General features: G+C 67.0%; 11 protein-coding genes and 1 pseudogene. 8 read left to right on the top strand and 4 right to left on the bottom strand.

The annotated features are described in order from the left end of the window. Positions 1 to 109: 109 nt before the first annotated feature. From ISN38_RS01060 to ISN38_RS01050, 3 genes are all read left to right on the top strand, one after another. Entirely contained in the window at positions 110 to 1,180 is a 1,071-nt protein-coding gene (locus ISN38_RS01060; protein ID WP_003472821.1) for a GNAT family N-acetyltransferase, read from the top strand. Between the two features lies 1 nt (position 1,181). Further along, on the top strand, positions 1,182 to 2,063 hold the full coding sequence (locus ISN38_RS01055) for an arginase family protein (protein WP_170874037.1): 882 nt from the start codon (positions 1,182 to 1,184) through the stop codon (positions 2,061 to 2,063). 162 nt (positions 2,064 to 2,225) lie between these two features. Continuing rightward, a protein-coding gene (locus ISN38_RS01050; protein WP_206712191.1) for an IS3 family transposase occupies positions 2,226 to 3,376 on the top strand; the annotation gives its coding sequence in 2 pieces (ribosomal slippage) (positions 2,226 to 2,481 and positions 2,481 to 3,376; 1,152 coding nt in all). On the opposite strand, the gene ISN38_RS20750 is transcribed toward ISN38_RS01050, so the two are convergent. The 3 genes from ISN38_RS20750 to ISN38_RS01035 form a co-directional block, all read right to left on the bottom strand. Continuing rightward, a complete protein-coding gene (locus tag ISN38_RS20750) occupies positions 3,355 to 3,669 on the bottom strand; it encodes a transposase (protein WP_277820288.1) in 315 nt (104 codons plus the stop codon). The two genes, ISN38_RS01050 and ISN38_RS20750, sit on opposite strands and share 22 nt — an antisense overlap. Positions 3,670 to 3,803: 134 nt before the next feature. Further along, complete coding sequence (locus tag ISN38_RS01040) at positions 3,804 to 5,081, bottom strand: nucleotidyltransferase family protein (RefSeq protein WP_080964767.1); 1,278 nt, start codon at positions 5,079 to 5,081, stop codon at positions 3,804 to 3,806. Then, entirely contained in the window at positions 5,078 to 6,628 is a 1,551-nt protein-coding gene (locus tag ISN38_RS01035) for a B12-binding domain-containing radical SAM protein (RefSeq protein WP_425509985.1), read from the bottom strand. Before ISN38_RS01035 ends, ISN38_RS01040 begins: the two co-directional genes overlap by 4 nt. Positions 6,629 to 6,799: 171 nt before the next feature. Here ISN38_RS01035 and ISN38_RS01030 point away from each other — a divergent pair, with 171 nt between their 5' ends. The 5 genes and pseudogenes from ISN38_RS01030 to ISN38_RS20040 all read left to right on the top strand — a co-directional run bounded on the left by ISN38_RS01030 (position 6,800) and on the right by ISN38_RS20040 (position 10,550). Continuing rightward, a complete protein-coding gene (locus ISN38_RS01030; protein ID WP_206712017.1) occupies positions 6,800 to 7,858 on the top strand; it encodes a phosphoenolpyruvate carboxykinase (ATP) in 1,059 nt (352 codons plus the stop codon). 135 nt (positions 7,859 to 7,993) lie between these two features. Further along, positions 7,994 to 9,709 carry an ATP-binding cassette domain-containing protein gene (locus tag ISN38_RS01025; RefSeq protein ID WP_004425755.1) on the top strand — a complete coding sequence of 572 codons (1,716 nt, stop codon included), beginning with the start codon at positions 7,994 to 7,996 and terminating at the stop codon, positions 9,707 to 9,709. Between the two features lie 90 nt (positions 9,710 to 9,799). After that, positions 9,800 to 10,141, top strand: a complete 342-nt coding sequence (locus ISN38_RS20050) for a TraX family protein (protein ID WP_058363974.1) — start codon at positions 9,800 to 9,802, stop codon at positions 10,139 to 10,141. Beyond that, positions 10,063 to 10,230 (top strand): annotated as a pseudogene (locus ISN38_RS20045) (TraX family protein); the annotation flags it as partial. The gene ISN38_RS20050 and the pseudogene ISN38_RS20045, both read left to right, overlap by 79 nt. 50 nt (positions 10,231 to 10,280) lie before the next feature. Then, positions 10,281 to 10,550: a TraX family protein gene (locus ISN38_RS20040; RefSeq protein ID WP_230811727.1), complete on the top strand. Its 270-nt coding sequence runs from the start codon at positions 10,281 to 10,283 to the stop codon at positions 10,548 to 10,550. Positions 10,551 to 10,722: 172 nt separating this feature from the next. On the opposite strand, the gene xopAD is transcribed toward ISN38_RS20040, so the two are convergent. Continuing rightward, entirely contained in the window at positions 10,723 to 17,430 is a 6,708-nt protein-coding gene (gene xopAD / locus ISN38_RS01015; RefSeq protein WP_241753974.1) for a XopAD/skwp family type III secretion system effector, read from the bottom strand. Positions 17,431 to 17,448 lie beyond the last annotated feature (18 nt).

The following is a 17,448-nucleotide window of genomic DNA, read 5'->3' as shown; positions in this document are numbered from 1 at the left end:
GTCCTCCGCGAAATGAAAGGCCACCGCGCGGCACGTGCCGCCGGTGGAAGGCATGCCGCGGCCCACGGCTGCGGCGTCCATCCTCCACGCTAGCCGGTCAATCTTGCAGATGCCTTTCGTAAGCCAACTCGAACCGCGGGCGCTGCAGCAGCAGTTCCTCGCGCATCCCCCGCAGGATTTCCAGGCGCGGACCCTGGAGCATGGCGTGCCGGCGTTCGACGCCGTGTTCGACCTGCTCACCACCGCCGACCCTGCACTGCGCGCGCGCGTGGCCGGCTGGCCGCTGCAGTGGCTGTGGCGGCGCTGGTTGCGTCCGCGCACCAGCTTCGTCGGCAGTACCGTCAGCGAGTACGCCTGGCTGCCGCGCCCGGCCGACCCGGCGCAGTTGCCCGGCAAGTGGCGGGCGCAACTGGGGCGCGAGCGCCCGCTGCTGATCGTCAAGGACATCCGGCAGCACTCGCCGCTGCTCGATGCCAGCGACAACGCCTGGGCGCACGTGTTCCTTGATGCCTGCGCGCGCAGCGGTTACGAGCTGCTGCGCGGGCAGGCGCTGGCCTGGGTGCCGATCGATTTCGCGTCCACCGACGACTATCTGGCGCGCCTGTCGCGTGGCCGCCGCCGCAACATCCGCCGCAAGCTGCGCTCGCGCGCCGATCTGCAGATCGGGGCGCTGCCAACCGGCGCCGCCTTCGCCGACCCGGCGCTGCGCGCGCACTGCTATGCGCTGTACCTGCAGGTTTATGCGCAGAGCGAGGTGCATTTCGATCTGCTGAGCGAAGCGTTCTTCGACGCGCTGTTGACCGATGCGGACGCCGGCGGGCTGGTGTTCACCTATCGCCACCAGGGCCGGCTGATTGGCTGGAACCTGTGCTACGTGCACGACGGGCGGCTGCTGGACAAGTACATCGGCCTGCACTACCCGCAGGCGCGCGAGCACAACCTGTATGCGCTGAGCTGGATGCACAACCTGGACTACGCCTGCCGCCATGGCTTGCGCGCCTATGTCGCCGGCTGGACCGATCCGGAAGTGAAGGCGCAAATCGGCGCCAGCTTCACCTATACCTGGCATGCGGTGTACCTGCGCAATCCGCTGCTGCGCATCGCGCTGCCGCGGCTGCGGCCGCTGTTCGAAGCCGACGACGTCGGCCTTGCCGACACCGATGCCGACCTGGCGCAATGAGATGAGCGCACCGGTACTGCTGGATCTGGATGACTCGCTCGGCGCAGTGCCGGGCGCGTTGCGCCTGCCGCTGCAGGAATGGCGCGACGGGCTGCGCTTCGCCTGTTCGCTGCACCGGCTACGGCGTTTCGGCGCCGCGCTCGAAGGCTTACTGCCGGCACGGCACGGGACCGTGCTGCTGGGCAGCGGCGATTTCCATCACCTGAGCCTGCCGCTGATCGTGCGGCAGGCGCAGTGCGCGCAGGAGCCGCTGCGGGTCGTGGTGTTCGACAACCACCCGGACAACATGCGGTTCCCGTTCGCCGTGCATTGCGGTTCGTGGGTATGGCGGGTGGCGGCGCTGCCGCAGGTGGCGCGGGTGGAAGTGGTCGGCATCACCTCGGGCGATGTCGGTGCCGCGCATGCCTGGGAAAACCATCTGCGGCCGCTGTACCGCGGCAAGCTGCGTTACTGGTGCAGCGGCGTGGACGTGGGCTGGGCGCGACGCCTGGGCCTGGGCCGCGCGGTGTGCGGCTTCGGCTCGAGCATGGAAATGATCGACGCCTTCCTGCAACACCTGCGCAGCACGCCGATGCCGACCTACCTGTCGCTGGACAAGGACGTGCTGGATCCGCAGGACGCGCGCACCAACTGGGACCAGGGCGAACTGCGGGTGCCGCACCTGCTCACCGCCATCGCCTACCTGCATGGGCAACTGCTCGGCAGCGACATCACCGGCGAGGTGTCGGAAGCCCGGTATCCGCAGTGCTGGAAGCGGCGCCTGGCGGCGCTGGATGCGCAACCGCCGCCATCGCCGCAATCGCTGGCGGCGTGGCAGGTGCAGCAGCACGAGGTGAACTTGCGGCTGCTGGAAGCGCTGGCCGAGGCGGGGTTGCGGCGGTAGCGCCTGGATCTCGACGGGGGCAAGGAGTCCACGCGCGTTGTGTGCGAGCCATTACAGCGATGGTCCGCGAAGCGTTTGCTGCCATCACTGGACAACAGCTGGACCGGCCAGCCTTTCGTAGACATCCAGTTGCCATAATTGATGGCAATGACCGAGGTGTTTATGGGCAACAGCAAGCAGTACACGGATGAGTTCCGTGCCGAGGCGGAGAGGCAGGTGATCGAGCGTGGCTTCACGGTGGTTGACGTCGCCTCCCGCATAGGGATCCCCAAGCACACGTTGTATGGCTGGGTGCAGGCGGCCAAGAAGACGGTACCGGCCCCTGGAGCCCCGGCCGCGCCGAGCGACTCGGCCGAGATCCGCCGGCTCAAGGCTGAGCTGCGGCGGGTAACCGAGGAGCGCGACATCCTAAAAAAAGCCGCCGCGTACTTTGCCAAGGGGTAAGGGCGAAGTACGCGTTCATGCGCGCGCACGTCCGGGAGTTCCGTCTGGTGGCGATGTGCCGGGTGCTGGACGTGCAACGCAGTGGCTACTACGCCTGGCTGCGCCATGGCGCCAGTACTCGCGAGCGCGAAGATCAGCGTCTGCTGGGGCTGATCAAGCACCACTGGCTGGCCAGCGGCACGGTGTATGGCTATCGCAAGATCACCCTGGACCTGCGCGAGGCCGGCGAGCGCTGCAGCCGGCACCGCGTCCTGCGGTTGATGAAAGCAGAAGGCCTGCGTGCCCAAGTCGGCTACGGCCGCAAGCCACGTCATCACGGTGGTCCCGTGGGCGTGGTGACCAATGTGCTCAACCGGGAATTCGCGCCACAGGCGCCGAACAAGGTCTGGGTCACGGACATCACCTACATCAGGACCTACGAGGGCTGGCTGTTCCTGGCGACGGTGATGGATCTGTACTCGCGGCAGATCGTCGGCTGGGCGACGGCGTCGACGATGACCAGCGATCTGGTACTGCAGGCGCTGGTGGCGGCAGCTTGGCGGCGCAAGCCGGGCCCAGGTGTGCTGGTGCATTCGGATCAGGGCTGTCAGTTCACCAGCAGCGACTGGCAGTCGTTCCTGAAAGCGCACCGGATGGTGCCGAGCATGAGCCGACGCGGGAACTGCCACGACAACGCCGTGGCCGAGAGCTTCTTCAGCGTCTTGAAGAAGGAGCCGATCAAGCGGCGGATCTACCCGACACGCGCCGTGGCAGCATCGGACGTGTTCGACTACATCGAGATGTTCTACAACCCGATCCGCCGGCATGGTTCCGCTGCCGGGCTGTCACCTGTAGAGTTTGAAAGGCGCTACGCGCAGAGCCGCAACTGAGTGTCTACGGAACTCTGGCCAGTCCAGAACTGCTGAAAACTACGCCGATCCAGCACCTGGTACTCCAGCGCATCGTCAGAGAGGTTATACAACTGCTGCAACAGCAGCAGTTTGACCATGACGACCGTCGGCCAGGCCGGACGGCCCCCGCGCGTGCCGGTGCACAAGGACAGCTTCGCATCGACGGCTTGAGCAATCGCTGCGAAATCGATATGGCGAGGCAACACCGCCAGCGGGTCGCCTATCTGCTGCCGCTTGGACTCGCGTTCGTGTCCGGCAAACAAGCTGATCATCGCGCGACCTCGGCTGTTGGCTAAGACCCTATGATGCCAAAGCAGGCAGGTTTTTAGAGGTGCCCTGAAGTCGCGGCGAGCGCAGCGGCGGGCCTTTCGGCTTCGGACGTTGTCGAGGCTGAAGCCGCGGCTACCTAACCCGGCGCATACCCCTGCAAGGCGCTGCGCACCGCATACAGGGTATCCATGCGCGGCACCGGCCGCAGCAGGCGCAGCAGCACGCGCCGCCGCTGCGGCAGGGCGACCCAGGATTGGCCCTGCAGCCACAGCTGGGTGCGGATCATCTCGGCGCGCTCCTGCCGGCTCTCCTGCGACGGCTGCAGCCGCTGCCGCAGATAGCGCAGCATCTCGCCGAGCGAGCGCGCCCACTCGATCCCGGGCAGCGCCGGCAGCCACAGCTGCGAGCACGAGGCGCGGGTCAGGTCCAGCCGCCGCGACACCAGCCGCAGCAGCGGCGGACACTGCGCGCGCAACTGTGCCAACACCGCTTTCGGAATCGCCGTACGGTAGTAGCGCAGCATCAGTTGCAAGGGCGGCCACGCCCACCACGGCGCGCCATCGGTGGCGTCGCACAGCACCCGCCAGTCCTTGCCGCTCAGCCGCGTGGCCAGCAGTGCGATGTCGTGCAGATGCATCAGGCGCAGGCTGCGGCCGCAGATGCCGCCGGCCGCATGCAGCAGCAGATGGCTCATCAGCGCGCCGTTGCATGGATAGGGATTCAGCCCCGGGCGGCTGTCGCGCGGGAACACCCGCTCGCTGATATCGACGGTGGTCAGCGGCAGCCGTTCCTGGATGCGCAGGTGCAACTCGATGTTGATCGGCGTGTCGCGATGTTCGCCCAGGCTGGCGACGGGCTGCGCCTGCGCCGGGCGGAAGGTCTGGTGCTTCCACTGCGCGAATTCGGCCACGTAACCGAGCTCGCCCAGCAGCGCGCCCACCTGCGCGGCGTCTTCGGCGCGCACCAGCAGGTCGATGTCGGCCATCGGCCGGTCGCCCGGCAGGTACAGGCCTTGCGCGTGCAAGGCCGCGCCCTTCAGCGGCACGATCGCCACGCCGGCGGCCTGCGCCAGCGTATCGATCCGTTGCAGCAGCGCAGCAATGCGCCGGTAGCGGTGGGCGACGTGCTCGCGCTGCCCGGCCAGGAACGCGCTCCAGTCGCGATCGGGCCACACCGACCGCCGGCTCAGCAACGGCCCGATGCCGTGCGCGGCGGTCGCCGCCGCGGCCAGCTGCCATTGCAGCCGGTTCCACTGCGGCATCGCGTTGCCCGGCCGCGCCAGCTCGCGCGCCAGGGTTTCCGTCGCCAGGCGCAGGCCCTTGCCGACATGCTTCAATGCGGGCTGCACTGCGCGGTCGTCGATGGGGTTGGTGGAGCAGGGCGCATGCGCTTGCGCTGTCGCGTGCACGGTCATTGGCGTTGCAGCAGCGGGATGCCGGGGTCGCAGTCAGGGATTACCGAGGGCCTGGCGGCGTCGGTCCGGTGCCTGCCTTCGCTGGCGATCAGCGTCTGCCATTGCGCATCCAGTTCTGCCAAGTCCCGCGCATAATCGTGCGGTTGCCGCGTGTCCTCGCTGCACTGCAGGTTCACCTGCCGGTGCAGCAGATCGCGCACGCGCCGATAGAACTCCGAGTCATAGGCGCCATGGAACATCATCGCCAGGTCGTCGCTGTCCTGCCAATGGGTCTTGTGGCCGAGCTGGTTCTTCACTTGCTGGTAGAACTTGGTTCCTGGCAGTGGGTACGACACGCTGACGCCGATGTCGTCCGGACGCGCCTTCGCCACCAGCGCGCGGGTGGCGAGGATGTCGTCCAGTTGCTCGTCCAGGTAGCCGAGCTGCAGGAAGAAGCCGACGCGGATGCCTTGTACGCCCAGGCGCTGGCGGGCGCCGATCACGTCCTCCACCGCGGTGCCTTTGGTCATCTTGTCGAGGATGCGCTGGCTGCCGCTTTCCGCGCCGATCCATGCTTCCGCGCAACCGGCGCGGGCCAGCGCGTCGGCCATGCGTTCGCTGCCGAGATCGGCGCGGGTCTGGATGGTGAACGGAATCGAGCCATCGGCCGCGGCCAGCACCGCGGCGAATTCTTCCACCCAGTCGATGTGGAAACCGAAGATGTCGTCGGCCATCCAGATATGGTCGGGGGCGAAGGCGCGCTTGAGGTAGATCATTTCCGCAGCCACTTCCGGCGCGCTGCGGCGCTTGTAGTGGTTGCCCCAGATCGGCTTGGCGCACCAGTTGCAGCGGAACGGGCAACCGCGCGAGGCGGCCATGTTCAGGCTGAAATAGCCGTGCCTCTGCAGCCATAGGCGCCGGTAGCGCTCGATATCGACCAGGTCCCAGGCGGCCAGCCCGGACAGGCGTGGGTCCGGCGGCCGCGCGCCGATCTGCGCGCGGTTGAGTTGCGGCAGCGCGGCGGTGGCGATATCGGCCACATCTGCCAGCCAGGACGCGGCATCCAGGTCCGGCGTTTGCTGCAGCCGCTCGACCAGTTGCAGCAGCGCAGCGATGCCTTCGCCGATCAGCACCGCGTGCGCACCGGCCGCCAGGAACGCTTCGGGATGGTCGGATGCGTCGGAGCCGGCCACGATCACCCGGCTGCCTGCGGCACGCGCCTCGCCGATCATCCGGCAGGCGGCCTCGCGCATCCGGCTCAGGCACATCTTGGTCAGGAAATTGAAGTTGTCCTCGTAGAACACCACCAGGTCCGGATGCGCGGCGTGCAGCGAGGCCTGGTAGTCCTCCACGCCGTCGGCCAGCATCGCGTCGAACAGCGTCACCGCGTGCCCTTGCCGGCGCAGCAGCGTGGCTACCTGCAGCGTGGCCAGCGGCGGATACGGCTTGCCGCGCTCCCATTGTTTGGGATCGTAGCGCAGGAAATAGGAATGGCTGACCTGGATCTTTGGCATCGGCGGAAGGGTCTCGTTCGGCGCCGGCAACGAAGGCCGCGGCGCATGCAACAGTGGCCGCGCACAGGTGGCCGTGCCGTAAGTGCCGCCATCGCCGTGTTTGGTTGTGCGCGCTGCACCGGCGCAGCGGCGTGCGCAGCCGACAGCGCACTGCGGCGCCTGCCGCGCAACCTTTGTCGCCGCTGCGCGCACTCACGCACATCGACCCCCATGGATTCAATCCCGATGCCGCTCTCGACCGTGCGCACGCAACGCTGGGCGCCTGTGGCCAGCCCCGGCGCAACGCACGCTGGCGTGGCCGCCGATCCGTTCCACGAGCGGCTGCGGCGCGACCACGTGCTCAGCAAGCAGCTGCTGGGCTGCCGCTTCCGGTTCGAAAGCAACAGCGAGGCCTTGCTGCAGCTGGTCGAAGCGGCATTCGGCGGGGTGCCGGCGCACCAACTTCACGATGCCGCCGAGCTTCGCATCGAACTGAACCTGGTCGCGCGCAATGACGCGCCCTATGTGTTCGCGCTGGAACCGCCGCCGGTGCGCACGCATGCGGGGGCCGGCGTGTTGTGCGGCGTCATCGACGCCGACAACTACATGGTGCTGTCGCCGGAGCAGGGCAGGGCGCTGCTGGTGGTGTCGGAAGACATGCTCGCCCATCCCTACCATGTGCGCTACGAACTGATCGAGTTCGCGGTGTTCGTGCTGGCGGCGCGCGTGATGGGTCTGGTGCCGCTGCACGGCGCCTGTGTCGGCGCCGGCGGGCGCGGCGTGCTGCTGCTCGGCGCCAGTGGTGCGGGCAAGTCCACGCTGGCCCTGCACAGCCTGCTGCGCGACCTGGAGTTCCTCGCCGAGGATGCGTTGTTCGTCGAGCCGCAGCGCATGCTCGCCACGGGCATCGGCAACTTCCTGCATCTGCGGCCGGATCTGCTGCGGCTGGTCGATGCGCCGACGCGCGCCTGGATCGCCGCCGCGCCGACGATCCGGCGCCGCAGCGGCGTGGCCAAGCACGAAGTCGATATCCGCAACGGCCGCGCATGCCTTGCGCCCGCGCCGTTGCAGCTGGCCGCGGCGGTGTTCGTCTCCAGCACGGCCGCCGCGGATCCGCAGCAGCTGTTGCGGCCCATCGCCGAGCACGAGCTGCTCGAGCGCCTGATCGCCGACCAGCCGTATGCCGCCGCGCAACCGGGATGGTCGCTGTTCGCGCGCCAACTGCAGCGCTTGGGTGTGTACGAACTGCAGCGCGGCGCGGATCCGGATGCCTCGGTCGATGCCTTGCTGCAGTTGCTGCGATGAGCGCGGCGGCGGAGAGCGGATGCGCGCCATGAGCATGGCCTCGCGCGCAGGCGAGGGCCGCCGCCGCGTCGCCACGCGGACGCCGCCGCCAGCCGTGGCATCCAGTGGACAGCCGGCATTCCCAGGCCGCCACCTATGACCAAGCGCGACACCACCGTGCCCGACCCGGCACAGCCGCTGCTGCACGCGTTCAGCGCTACCCTGGATCGTGGCGAGCGGATGCGCATCTGTCTGTACGTCGCGCTGTCGTTGCTGTGCGCGCTGGCCGGCGTCGTCGCCACGGTCGCCCTGGTGCCGCTGGTGCAACCGGGGCATGCCCTGACACTCGGTGGCCACGTCCTGGCGCTGCCCGACGGCGTCCTCGCCCAGGCGGCGATCTTCGTCGTCGCCAGTGCCGGTTTCGCCTTGCTGCGCTGGGCGGGCGCGCGGCTGGCCGCAAGCCTGGCAAGCGGCCATGCGCTGCGCCTGCGCCGCCAGGTGCACGCGCGCCTGCTCGCCGCGCCGCTGCCGGCGCTCGCCGGCGCCAGTTCGGCGGAAATCGCCAATGTGCTCACCTACAACATCGAGATCATCGTCCAGGGCTTCAGCGCATTGCTGCAGTTGCTGGTGGCGGCGATCACCGCAGGCGTCAGCCTGGGCATCGCCTTTCTGGTGTCGCCGGCCCTGGTGCTGGCACTGCCGCCGCTGCTGGGCCTGGCGGTGCTCGCGTTCCGCATCTCCGGCCAGGAACAGGCGCGGGTGAGCCGCCAGTACGTCGCCGACATGACCCGGCTGTTCTGGCTCAGCGAGGATTTCCCGCGGCGCCTGCGCCACGTGCGTTCGTTCGAACGCGAAGACCTGGAGAAAAGCGGCTACGACGCGATCTCCAGCCGGCTCAGCCATGGTTACTGGCGGCAGCAGGCATTGGTCGCCTCGGGCCGGCTGCTGCTCGAACTGAGCGCGGTCGCCGCCATCGCCGCGATCATGTTGCTGGCCGGCCTGTGGCACGGCATCGACCGCAGCGCACTGATCACCGTAGGCCTGTTGCTGGGAAGGCTGCTGCCGTATCTGGTCTCGACCCGGCAAAGCTTCCAGCAACTGCGATCGGCGGCACCGGCGCTGGAGTTATGGCAGCACTATGTGGGCCTGGGGACGGCGAGGGCGCTGCCGGCAACGCCGCACACGGCCGCGCCCATGCGTGGCCCGCTGCGGATCCACAGCATCGGCCTGGCGCCGCCGCTGGCCGCGGTTGCGATCGGCGAACTGATCCTGGCGCCCGGCAGCATGACCCTGATCTGCGGACACTCCGGTGCCGGCAAGAGCAGCCTGATGGATGTGCTCGCCGGCATGGTCGAACCGCGCGTGTTCGCCGCGCACTGCGACGGACGGGCGCTCGATTTCACCGCCTATCGCGCCCTGGTCCGGCACGGCGCCTATGTCGGCCAGAGCGTGCGTCCGTGGCAGCACACGGTGCGCGACTGCCTGGCCTGGGCCGAGCCGGGCGCGAGCGCAGCGGCGATGTGGCAGGCGCTGCGCGACGTCGGCTTGGCCGCACGCCTGCACGAAGGCGCGCAAGGCCTGGACACGACCCTGAGCGGCGCCGCCGCCAAACTCTCTGGCGGCGAACTGCAGCGCCTGCTGCTGGCGCAGGTGATCCTCAGGCAACCGCGGATCGCCCTGTTGGACGAAGCCACCAGCGCGCTCGACGCCGTCTCGGAGCAGCAGGTGCTGTCGACGCTGCGGCAGCGCCTGCCGCGTACCGCGCTGGTCGTCGTCTCGCACCGGACCAGCCTGTCCAGCGTGGCCGACCGCTGCCTGCACCTGGCGCGCCCGGCATCGGCGCCACTGGCGATGGCGCAAGCACCGCACTGACCGGTGTCGCCTGCGGGCGCGATCGGCGATGGCGCGCCGCACTGCGAAAAACACTGGTCCGTATTCCTGCCTTAGCGCCCATCACAGGCAATGGCGCAAGGCCATGGGCAGGGCGTTCACCTAGCCGCCAGGAGCAGCGTTCTGAACGACACGATGACCAGCAGCGCCGGCGAACTATTGAATTGGATGGCCTTGCTGCTGATGACCGGCGATCACGTGGCGAAGGTGCTCGGCGACGGCTGCTTCCCGGTCGTCTCCGAACTGGGCCGTATCGCGTTCCCGCTGTTCGCCCTGGTCCTGGCCTACACAACCTGGCACAACCTGGCGCCGACGTGCTCAAGTCCGTGCGCAGGCTGCTGCTGTGGGGCATCCTGGCCCAGCCGGCACATGCACTGGCGTTCGGCTACTGGGTGCCGTTCAATGTGCTGCTGAGCGTTGCCCTGGCCGCGGCGGTGGTCTGGAGCATCCAGCGCCGCGAATGGCTGCTGCTCGGCATGTGCGCCCTGGCCGTTCTACCGCTGCTGGACTACAACTGGAGCGGATTGATTCTTGTGCTTGCCGCCCTGGGGTGGTGTTCCGTTTGCGCATTGTGCCGCATGCGCCACGCCAGGCTGCGCCGCGCAACGGTTTTCGTGACTGGAGCGAAAGCCTCACCGTGCGCCTCTTGGTGCTCGCAGGGTCGTTCGTGCCGCTGTGCTGTTGGAACGTTAGCGGCTGGGCATTGCTGGCGAACCGCGATTTCCCCATTCCACGCACGCGCTGGGCGTTTTACATCTACTACGTTGGGCATCTGGCGCTGCTTGCGGTGCTGGCGCGAACGATGGCGGTGCATGCTGCTTGAGAGTTTGCCGCACTGTGGGGCACTGATACGTCGGGCGGGATAATGTGACGTTATCCCGCCCGAGGCGATTGGGTGGGCGGAGAAATCGCTGCTTTTTGCAAGAATCCCGGCCGCCTCTGCAACGGGGCCTGCGATGATCGGCAGCCCCGACTGGTGCTTGGCTTACGCCGCGTCAAGGGCTGGACTCTTCCCAATCCTCGATCTCGTCGCACCCTGGCGGCGAAGCCACGCGACTGAAAGCCGCTAGCGCAGGGGCTTCCAGTTCGCGCTTCTCGGCCGGTGCGGCGCCGCCGAGCTTCAGCGCAAATGAGCGTTTATAGAGGTCATGGAATTGCTCCTTGAGTTGGAAGGTATGCGGCGTGTGGAACTGGATTTCCCAGAGCGCGCCTTCCGGGCTTCGCAAGGTGACATTGACTGCCTTGAAGGTTTGCCGGTACATGCTGAAGTGGTTGTTCAGCTTGACCCGTGCATGCCCCTGGTCGTCCAGTGCGGCCAGCACACCGCGCAGGCCGGCGGTGAAGTCCTGCGGTTCCAGTACCACGCTGTAGCGCAGCGCGTCGTTCATGTCGGCCGCGGCTTCTTCCAAGGTCTGCTTTTTCAACGCCATCCGCTGCTCGAGCTTTGCCAGCAGCGAGCCGTGCGACTTCACTTGATGCTGTGTTCCCTCCAGTCGCCCACCATGGGGCGCGGCAACACGCATCAGCATGTCGGTGACCTTGGGTTCCATTTCGCGAGCACGGGTCAGCAAGGCCTGCGCCTGCAGCGCAATGTCCTCGCGCCGAACCTCGCGCAAACGCGCTGCCGGCGGCGGCGGCGTTGCGATCAGGCCTGCCTGCTGTAGCGCGTCAAGCGCGTCTTCCATGACACCCGCAGCCATCGACGGCATGTCCTTCAGCAGTCCTTTGGTCCGTTCGGGATCGAAGCGACCCTCGTGCATGGCCCGGGCGGTCGCCTTGCCGTACGGCACGATGGGCACGCGCTTGGCGAACGCCCGCTCGGATCGTTCGCACGCCTCCACGATCTTGGCGAACAACGCCGTGCCAGTGTCAGACTTCAGCGCATCGGTGCCGACCTTGATCGCGATGGTGAAAAGGTTGCGCATGCTCAGTTCAGGCTCATCCTGGACCAGCCCCGGTTGCCCGTTCGGGAACTGCACGTGCGATAAGCGGCACACCGGGTAGTTGTCGAGGATGGCCTGAATGCGCGCTTCTATGCCAGGCGCTGCCTCGTAGGCCTGGGCAAGCAGCGGAAACGCCTCAGCCAATGCGTCGGGCAGACGCGGCGCGTCGCTGCTGGCGGCCGAACCCGGCGCAAGCCCAGCCAGCTGCGCGTTCAGCAGCTCGGCGGCTTCGCGCGCCTCGGGCATGTGGGCGCGTCCGATCGCCTCCTGCGCCTGGGTGCGTAGTTCCGCCAACATCTGCGGATCGCGGGCGTCGTCTTCGAGCATCTCGCGCAAGCCGTTGCGCAGGGCGGGCTCGATGCCATCGTAAGTGCCGAACATCATGCTGCGCGCCATCGCCTCGCGCAGCTCGTCGGGCTGCGCCATGAAGCGCGACGCCAGGGTGGCGGCCGCGCTTGTGATGTGCTGACCGCGTTTGAAGGAGATGATCTCCGACAGCCGCCCGGCCTGGTAGTGGCCAGTGACGGGGTTGACGGCCGGCGTGGCCGTCTTCGGTGGCTTGAAGGACTGCTGCCGACCGAGCCTAACCTCGCGCTCGGCCATCACCCGCGAAATCAGCGCGGCCAGCTTGGGGTAGCCTGCGTACACGAAGGCGTCGTCCCCGTCGGTATCCATGTTGCGCTTGCGCAACTCGGCGATCGGCAGTGCGCCCAGACGCCCGGGCTCCACGATGTCCTTGAGCCGCAGGCTACCGGTGCTGCGCATGTCGCGCGGCAAGGCATTGCGGTCGCGGCCGGTGGTCCAGCTCGACAGCGTCTTGAGATCCTCCTTGGAGCAGACCAGATCCTTGTTGGCGAAATCGGCCGGCCAGTTGGTCTTCGGCACCACGATGAGCATGCCCTTGCTGTGCAGCATCTGCGGGTCGTCGTCGCCCGATCCGTCGTCGAAGCCGGTGTAGCTGTACTGGATGCCGAACGACTGCGAGAGGAACTCGGCGGTGGCATCGCCCTGCGCCACGGTCGCGACGCGCTCCTCTGGCACCGGCAGCAGGTTCTCCTTGTCGTAGGGCGGCTTGCCGAGTAGCAAGGGACCGCCTGCGGCGTCGAAGGCCTGGCTGCGCTGCCGCGGCAGGTGCACCTTGTCATCGGCGGACGGCACCGCCCTGACTCTCTGGCCCTGGTAGCCGCCGCCGACGGCAAGCCTGTACGTCGAGAGTGGCTCAACCGAGTCAAGCGGTAGCGCCTTCAGCCGCTGCTGCATCGCCTCGTGCGCCTCCCGCAATGCCGCCTCGTCGCGCGGAAAGTGCTGCAGCGCCTGCGCTGGCATCATCGAAGGACCCTTGTCCACGGCCAGAAGCGCGAGCTGCTCCTGGCTGGCCTGGCCGGCCTGCGCCGCTTGCCAGGCATCGTAATGCTTGCGGAAGGCGGGGATGCACAAGGCCACCTCCAACTTCAGAAAGCCGCAGCCATCGTTGGGGCACAGCGCCAGCGGGCTCCCATCCCATGCCAGAGGCTTGAACGGGTGCGCAGGGCCTTGGACGTCATCGAAAAAGCCCAGGCGCAGCGTGCCCTCAACGACATGGTCGCTCGGGACCATCTCCAGCAGCGAGCGCTGCATGCGCGACCAGTCCTCTCGTTGCGGGGCGAGCTTGGCTGCGAGTTGCATCAGGCTGCTGCCCGGGACAGTGTCGGCATAGCGGAACGCCGGCAACAGCGAGGTTTTTTCAGGCCGGCTTGGCAGCGACAGGCCGCTGCTGGCCGATTTGTTGCCCACGGCGCGGCTGCCGCCGAACATGTCGAAGCGCCATTGCTCATCCTGATAGTTGAACGTACGCGCGAGCATGAACGGCGAAATCGGCCCCGGCAGCTGGACCTCTACCAGCGGCAGGCCGGTCAGACGCGCGAACAGCGAGTAGGGCTTGTCCGCTTCGGCCAGATTGTTCGAGATTTCCTTGCCCCGCATGTCGACCACGACATGCGTCGTGCTGCCCGTGCCGGCGACGGGTGCGGCAGGCTGGCCCGGAGCTGAGCGCATGCTCAAGCGCCCGCTGTCCAGGTCGAAGCTGCTCGGTGGATGGGCCTGCGCAATCTGCGTCGACTCCTTCGCCATGCGCAGGTCCAGCGTGTCAAACACCTGGTCACCAGCCTCGATCTGCGCGATCAAGTTCCAGCTCATCTCGCCCAGGTCAGCCTCGATGGCCTCGCGGGTCCGCTCCAGCGTCCGCTCTACCCATGTCGTCAATTGCTCGCGGCGCTGCTGCACTTGCTTGCGTGAGCCTTCGACATGGCGCGTCTTCCATTGCCCGGAGATCACGCCATAGGCCTTGAGCACCTGGAAGAAGGACAACGCCGGGCATCGCGTTGCGTGCTGTTCGGTGTCGGCCGAAGCCTGCGCTCCAGCGCCGCCCAGGTACAAGTCGATCTTGCGCTCGGCAATGGGCTGCAATGCGTTGAACACGCGCAATGCGCGTCTGCGATGGCGAGGGCTCAGCTCCGGGTTGCGGATCAATGGCAACAGTCCCATGCACAGGCTGCCGAGACCCTCAAGGCTGGTTTCACGTAATCCGTCGTCCTGCGCAAGCGCCGAAACCCGCTCCAGTGCTGGCCCTGCCAGCGGACGCATCTGGCGATGCAGTTGCGCCGATGCAAGGGCCTTGAAAATCACCCCGATCTCTCCGGCGGGGGCTGACTCAAAACGTTCGCGGTGCAACTCCAGGTGCCCGGCCATCGCCCGCAGTCTGGCGCCACCCAGGGCTTGCAACTGTTCATCGTCCAAGTGCAGCAGGCGGGACATCGCGTTGGCCACCATGGTCAGCCCACGCATATCGAACTGCTGCCACGGCAACGCGGCCGAGTCGGTGCGTTCGGCGAGCAGCACCGCTGCTGTTTGACACGCCGGCCTTTCGAGGCCGTTGCTCAGCGCATTGAGTGACATTGCCACGTCTGGCGCCCGCATGGCATGTCGCAGGTCGTGGTCCTCCGTCAGCCTGTCGGCCAGCACGTCGATGGCCTGCTCGCAGTTCGCACGTCCGGGCCATTTGCTCAGGGCGTTCAACACGTTGGCCACGCCTTGCAGGTCGAGGCCGTTGCACAACTCGGGATCGTCGGTCAGGCGCGAGGCCAGCGCAGTGGCGGCATCCTGGCACTCACGCGTGTCGGGCCATTTGCTCAGGGCGTTCAATACGTTGGCCACGCCTTGCGTGTTGAGGTCGCCGCACACCTCGGGCTCGTTCACCAACCGGGATGCCACCCTGCTGGCGGCATCGGCACAGACTGGCATGCCGGGCCATTTGCTCAGGGCATTCAGGGCGATGACCAGTTCCTGCTGTTCGAGGGCGCCGCACAATTCGGGATCTTTGGCCAGTCGCAAGGCCAGTGCGTTGGCGGCGTCGTTGCAGTCCGTCGTGTCGGGCCATTTGCTCAGGGCGTTCAGCGCAATGGCCACGCCTTGCGGTTCGAGCGCGTCGCACAACCCGGGATCGTCGGCCAAGCGTGAGGCCAGTGCCTCGACGGCGGCAGCGCAGAGCAATGTGTCGGGCCATTTGCTCAAGGCGTTGAGCACGTTGGCCATATGTTGCTCTTCGAGGGCGTCGCACAACCCGGGATCGTTGGCCAGTCGCGCCGCCAGCGCCTCCGCGGCGGCGGCGCACACCGTCGTGTCGTGCCATTTGCTCAGGGCATTCAACGCGTTGGCGACTTCTTGTGGGTTGAGGGCGTCGCACAACCCGGGATCGTTGGCCAGTCGCGCCGCCAGCGCCTTCGCGGCGGTGGCGCACACCGTCGTGTCGTGCCATTTGCTCAAGGCGTTGAGCACGTTGGCCATGTGTTGCCCTTCGAGGGCTTCGCACAACCCGGGATCGTCGGCCAGTCGCGCCGCCAGCGCCTCCGCGGCGGTGGCGCACACCGTCGTGCCGGGCCATTTGCTCAGGGAGTTGAGCGCGTTGGCCATGCCTTGCGCGTCGAGGTCGTCGCGCAACGCGGGCTCACCGGCCAGTCGCCAGGCCAGTGCCTTGGCGGCATCCTGGCAGTCGGGCGTGTCGGGCGTGTCGGGCCATTTGCTTAGGGAGTTGAGCACGTTGGCCATGTGTTGCCCTTCGAGGGCGTCGCATAATCCGGGATCGTCGGCCAGTCGTGCCGCCAGCACCTCCGCGGCGGTGGCGCACACCGTCGTGTCGTGCCATTTGCTCAAGGCGTTGAGCACGTTGGCCACGCCTTGCGAGTTGAGGTTGTTGCACAGGTCGCGGTCATCAGCCAATCGCGAGGCCAGCGCGCTGGCGGCCACCGCGCAGATCTCCGTGTCGTGCCATTTGCTCAGGGCGTTCAACACCTGGGCAACGCCTTGCGCCTCGAGGCCGTTGCGTAAAGTGCCATCATTGGCCAATCGCGAGGCCAGCGCGCTTGTGGCATCCTTGCAGTGAGGCGTGTCGTGCCATTTGCTCAGGGCATTTAACGCGTTTCCGACTTCTTGCGGTTTGAAGGCGTTGCACAAACCGCGCTCGGTGGCCAGGCGCAAGGCCAACGCGCTGGCGGCGACTTCGCACAGCTCGGCGTCGTGCCATTTGCTCAGGGCGTTGAGCGTGTTTGCAACGCTCTGTGCATCCATCGCATGACGCATGTGCCTGTTGCTGGCGAGTAGCTCGGCAAGCGAGTGCGCGATGGACTGGCAGTCAGGGTTATCGGACCACTTGCTGAAGGCATTGAGTGCCAGGCCGATGCCCTGCGCGTCCATGGACTGCCGGGCCTTGTGCTCACGTTGCAGGTGACGTGCCAGACGCGCCACCGCGAGTTCGCACCTTCCGCTGTCGGTGTTCTTGGCGAAGGCGTTCAGGAGGAGGATTGACGGGGCGCCATCCAGCCCCAGCGGAGCATCGGCCTGGATCACCTCTCCAGCGATCCACGCGATTGCATACATGCACGCCGGTTGGTTCGGGTGCTTGCTCAGCTTGTTGGCCACATGGGCCAGCTGTTTCAGCGATGCTCCGTTGAACCACCCGGTTTTGTAGAGATACTGCGCCGCAAGTTCGGTGCAACGATCGAGATCGCGGTGCGTTATACTTTGGCCTGCGAACCGCCTTGCATTGGCAATCATCTGAAGATATCTGTCCAGCAAATGCGCATTGACTTGTGCGTGGGCGTTTCTGTCCAGGAATGGCAGGGCCAGCTTGCAGCTCATGCGGCGCGCCAGTACGTTATACTGCGTCATTGAGACGCTCAGGCGGGCGTTGTGCGTCTGCACCAACCGGTTGGGCGCACTCAAATGCCGCCGAAAGCGCTCTCGCTCTGCCTGCAGCTGTTTTTTTTCCGCCGCGTCGAGCTGATGTTCGGCTAGGCGAATCTCCGCCGGCGTCAACTCCACGCCATGCAGTGGCCGCTTTGGCTGCCGATACGGCTCTTGCTGCTCGCGCGGTCGTTTTCCGGCAGCCCGGTCGGACGTTTGTTCCGTCAGGCGAAGCTCTGCTGGCGCCTGCATACCATTCCTCGGTCGTTGTGGCAGACGCTGCGAGGACGAGGTGCTGGCGTAAGCCGGCATTCTGTCCGGGCGCCGCTCCGGAGCGATACCGCGTCGGTCGCTGGGTTCATCGTGCCTGTGCGAGTGAGTGGCTGGCTCCAGCCGCCGCCGTTTGGCCGGTGGCCGTCCAAGCGGCGGCTGACTGTCGCGGGTGCTGCGTACAGCTTGCTCCCCGGCCGACATGGGCTGGTCCTCGCGGGGGAAAGACAGATTCGTGCGCAATGCGTTCAGATTGACATTGGAGGTTTTCATGCCTGTAATTTATTCAAT

The organism is Xanthomonas translucens pv. undulosa, assembly GCF_017301775.1.
In the GTDB taxonomy this organism is placed as follows: Bacteria; Pseudomonadota; Gammaproteobacteria; order Xanthomonadales; family Xanthomonadaceae; genus Xanthomonas_A; species Xanthomonas_A translucens.
This window is presented reverse-complemented; position numbering and strand designations above follow the sequence as displayed.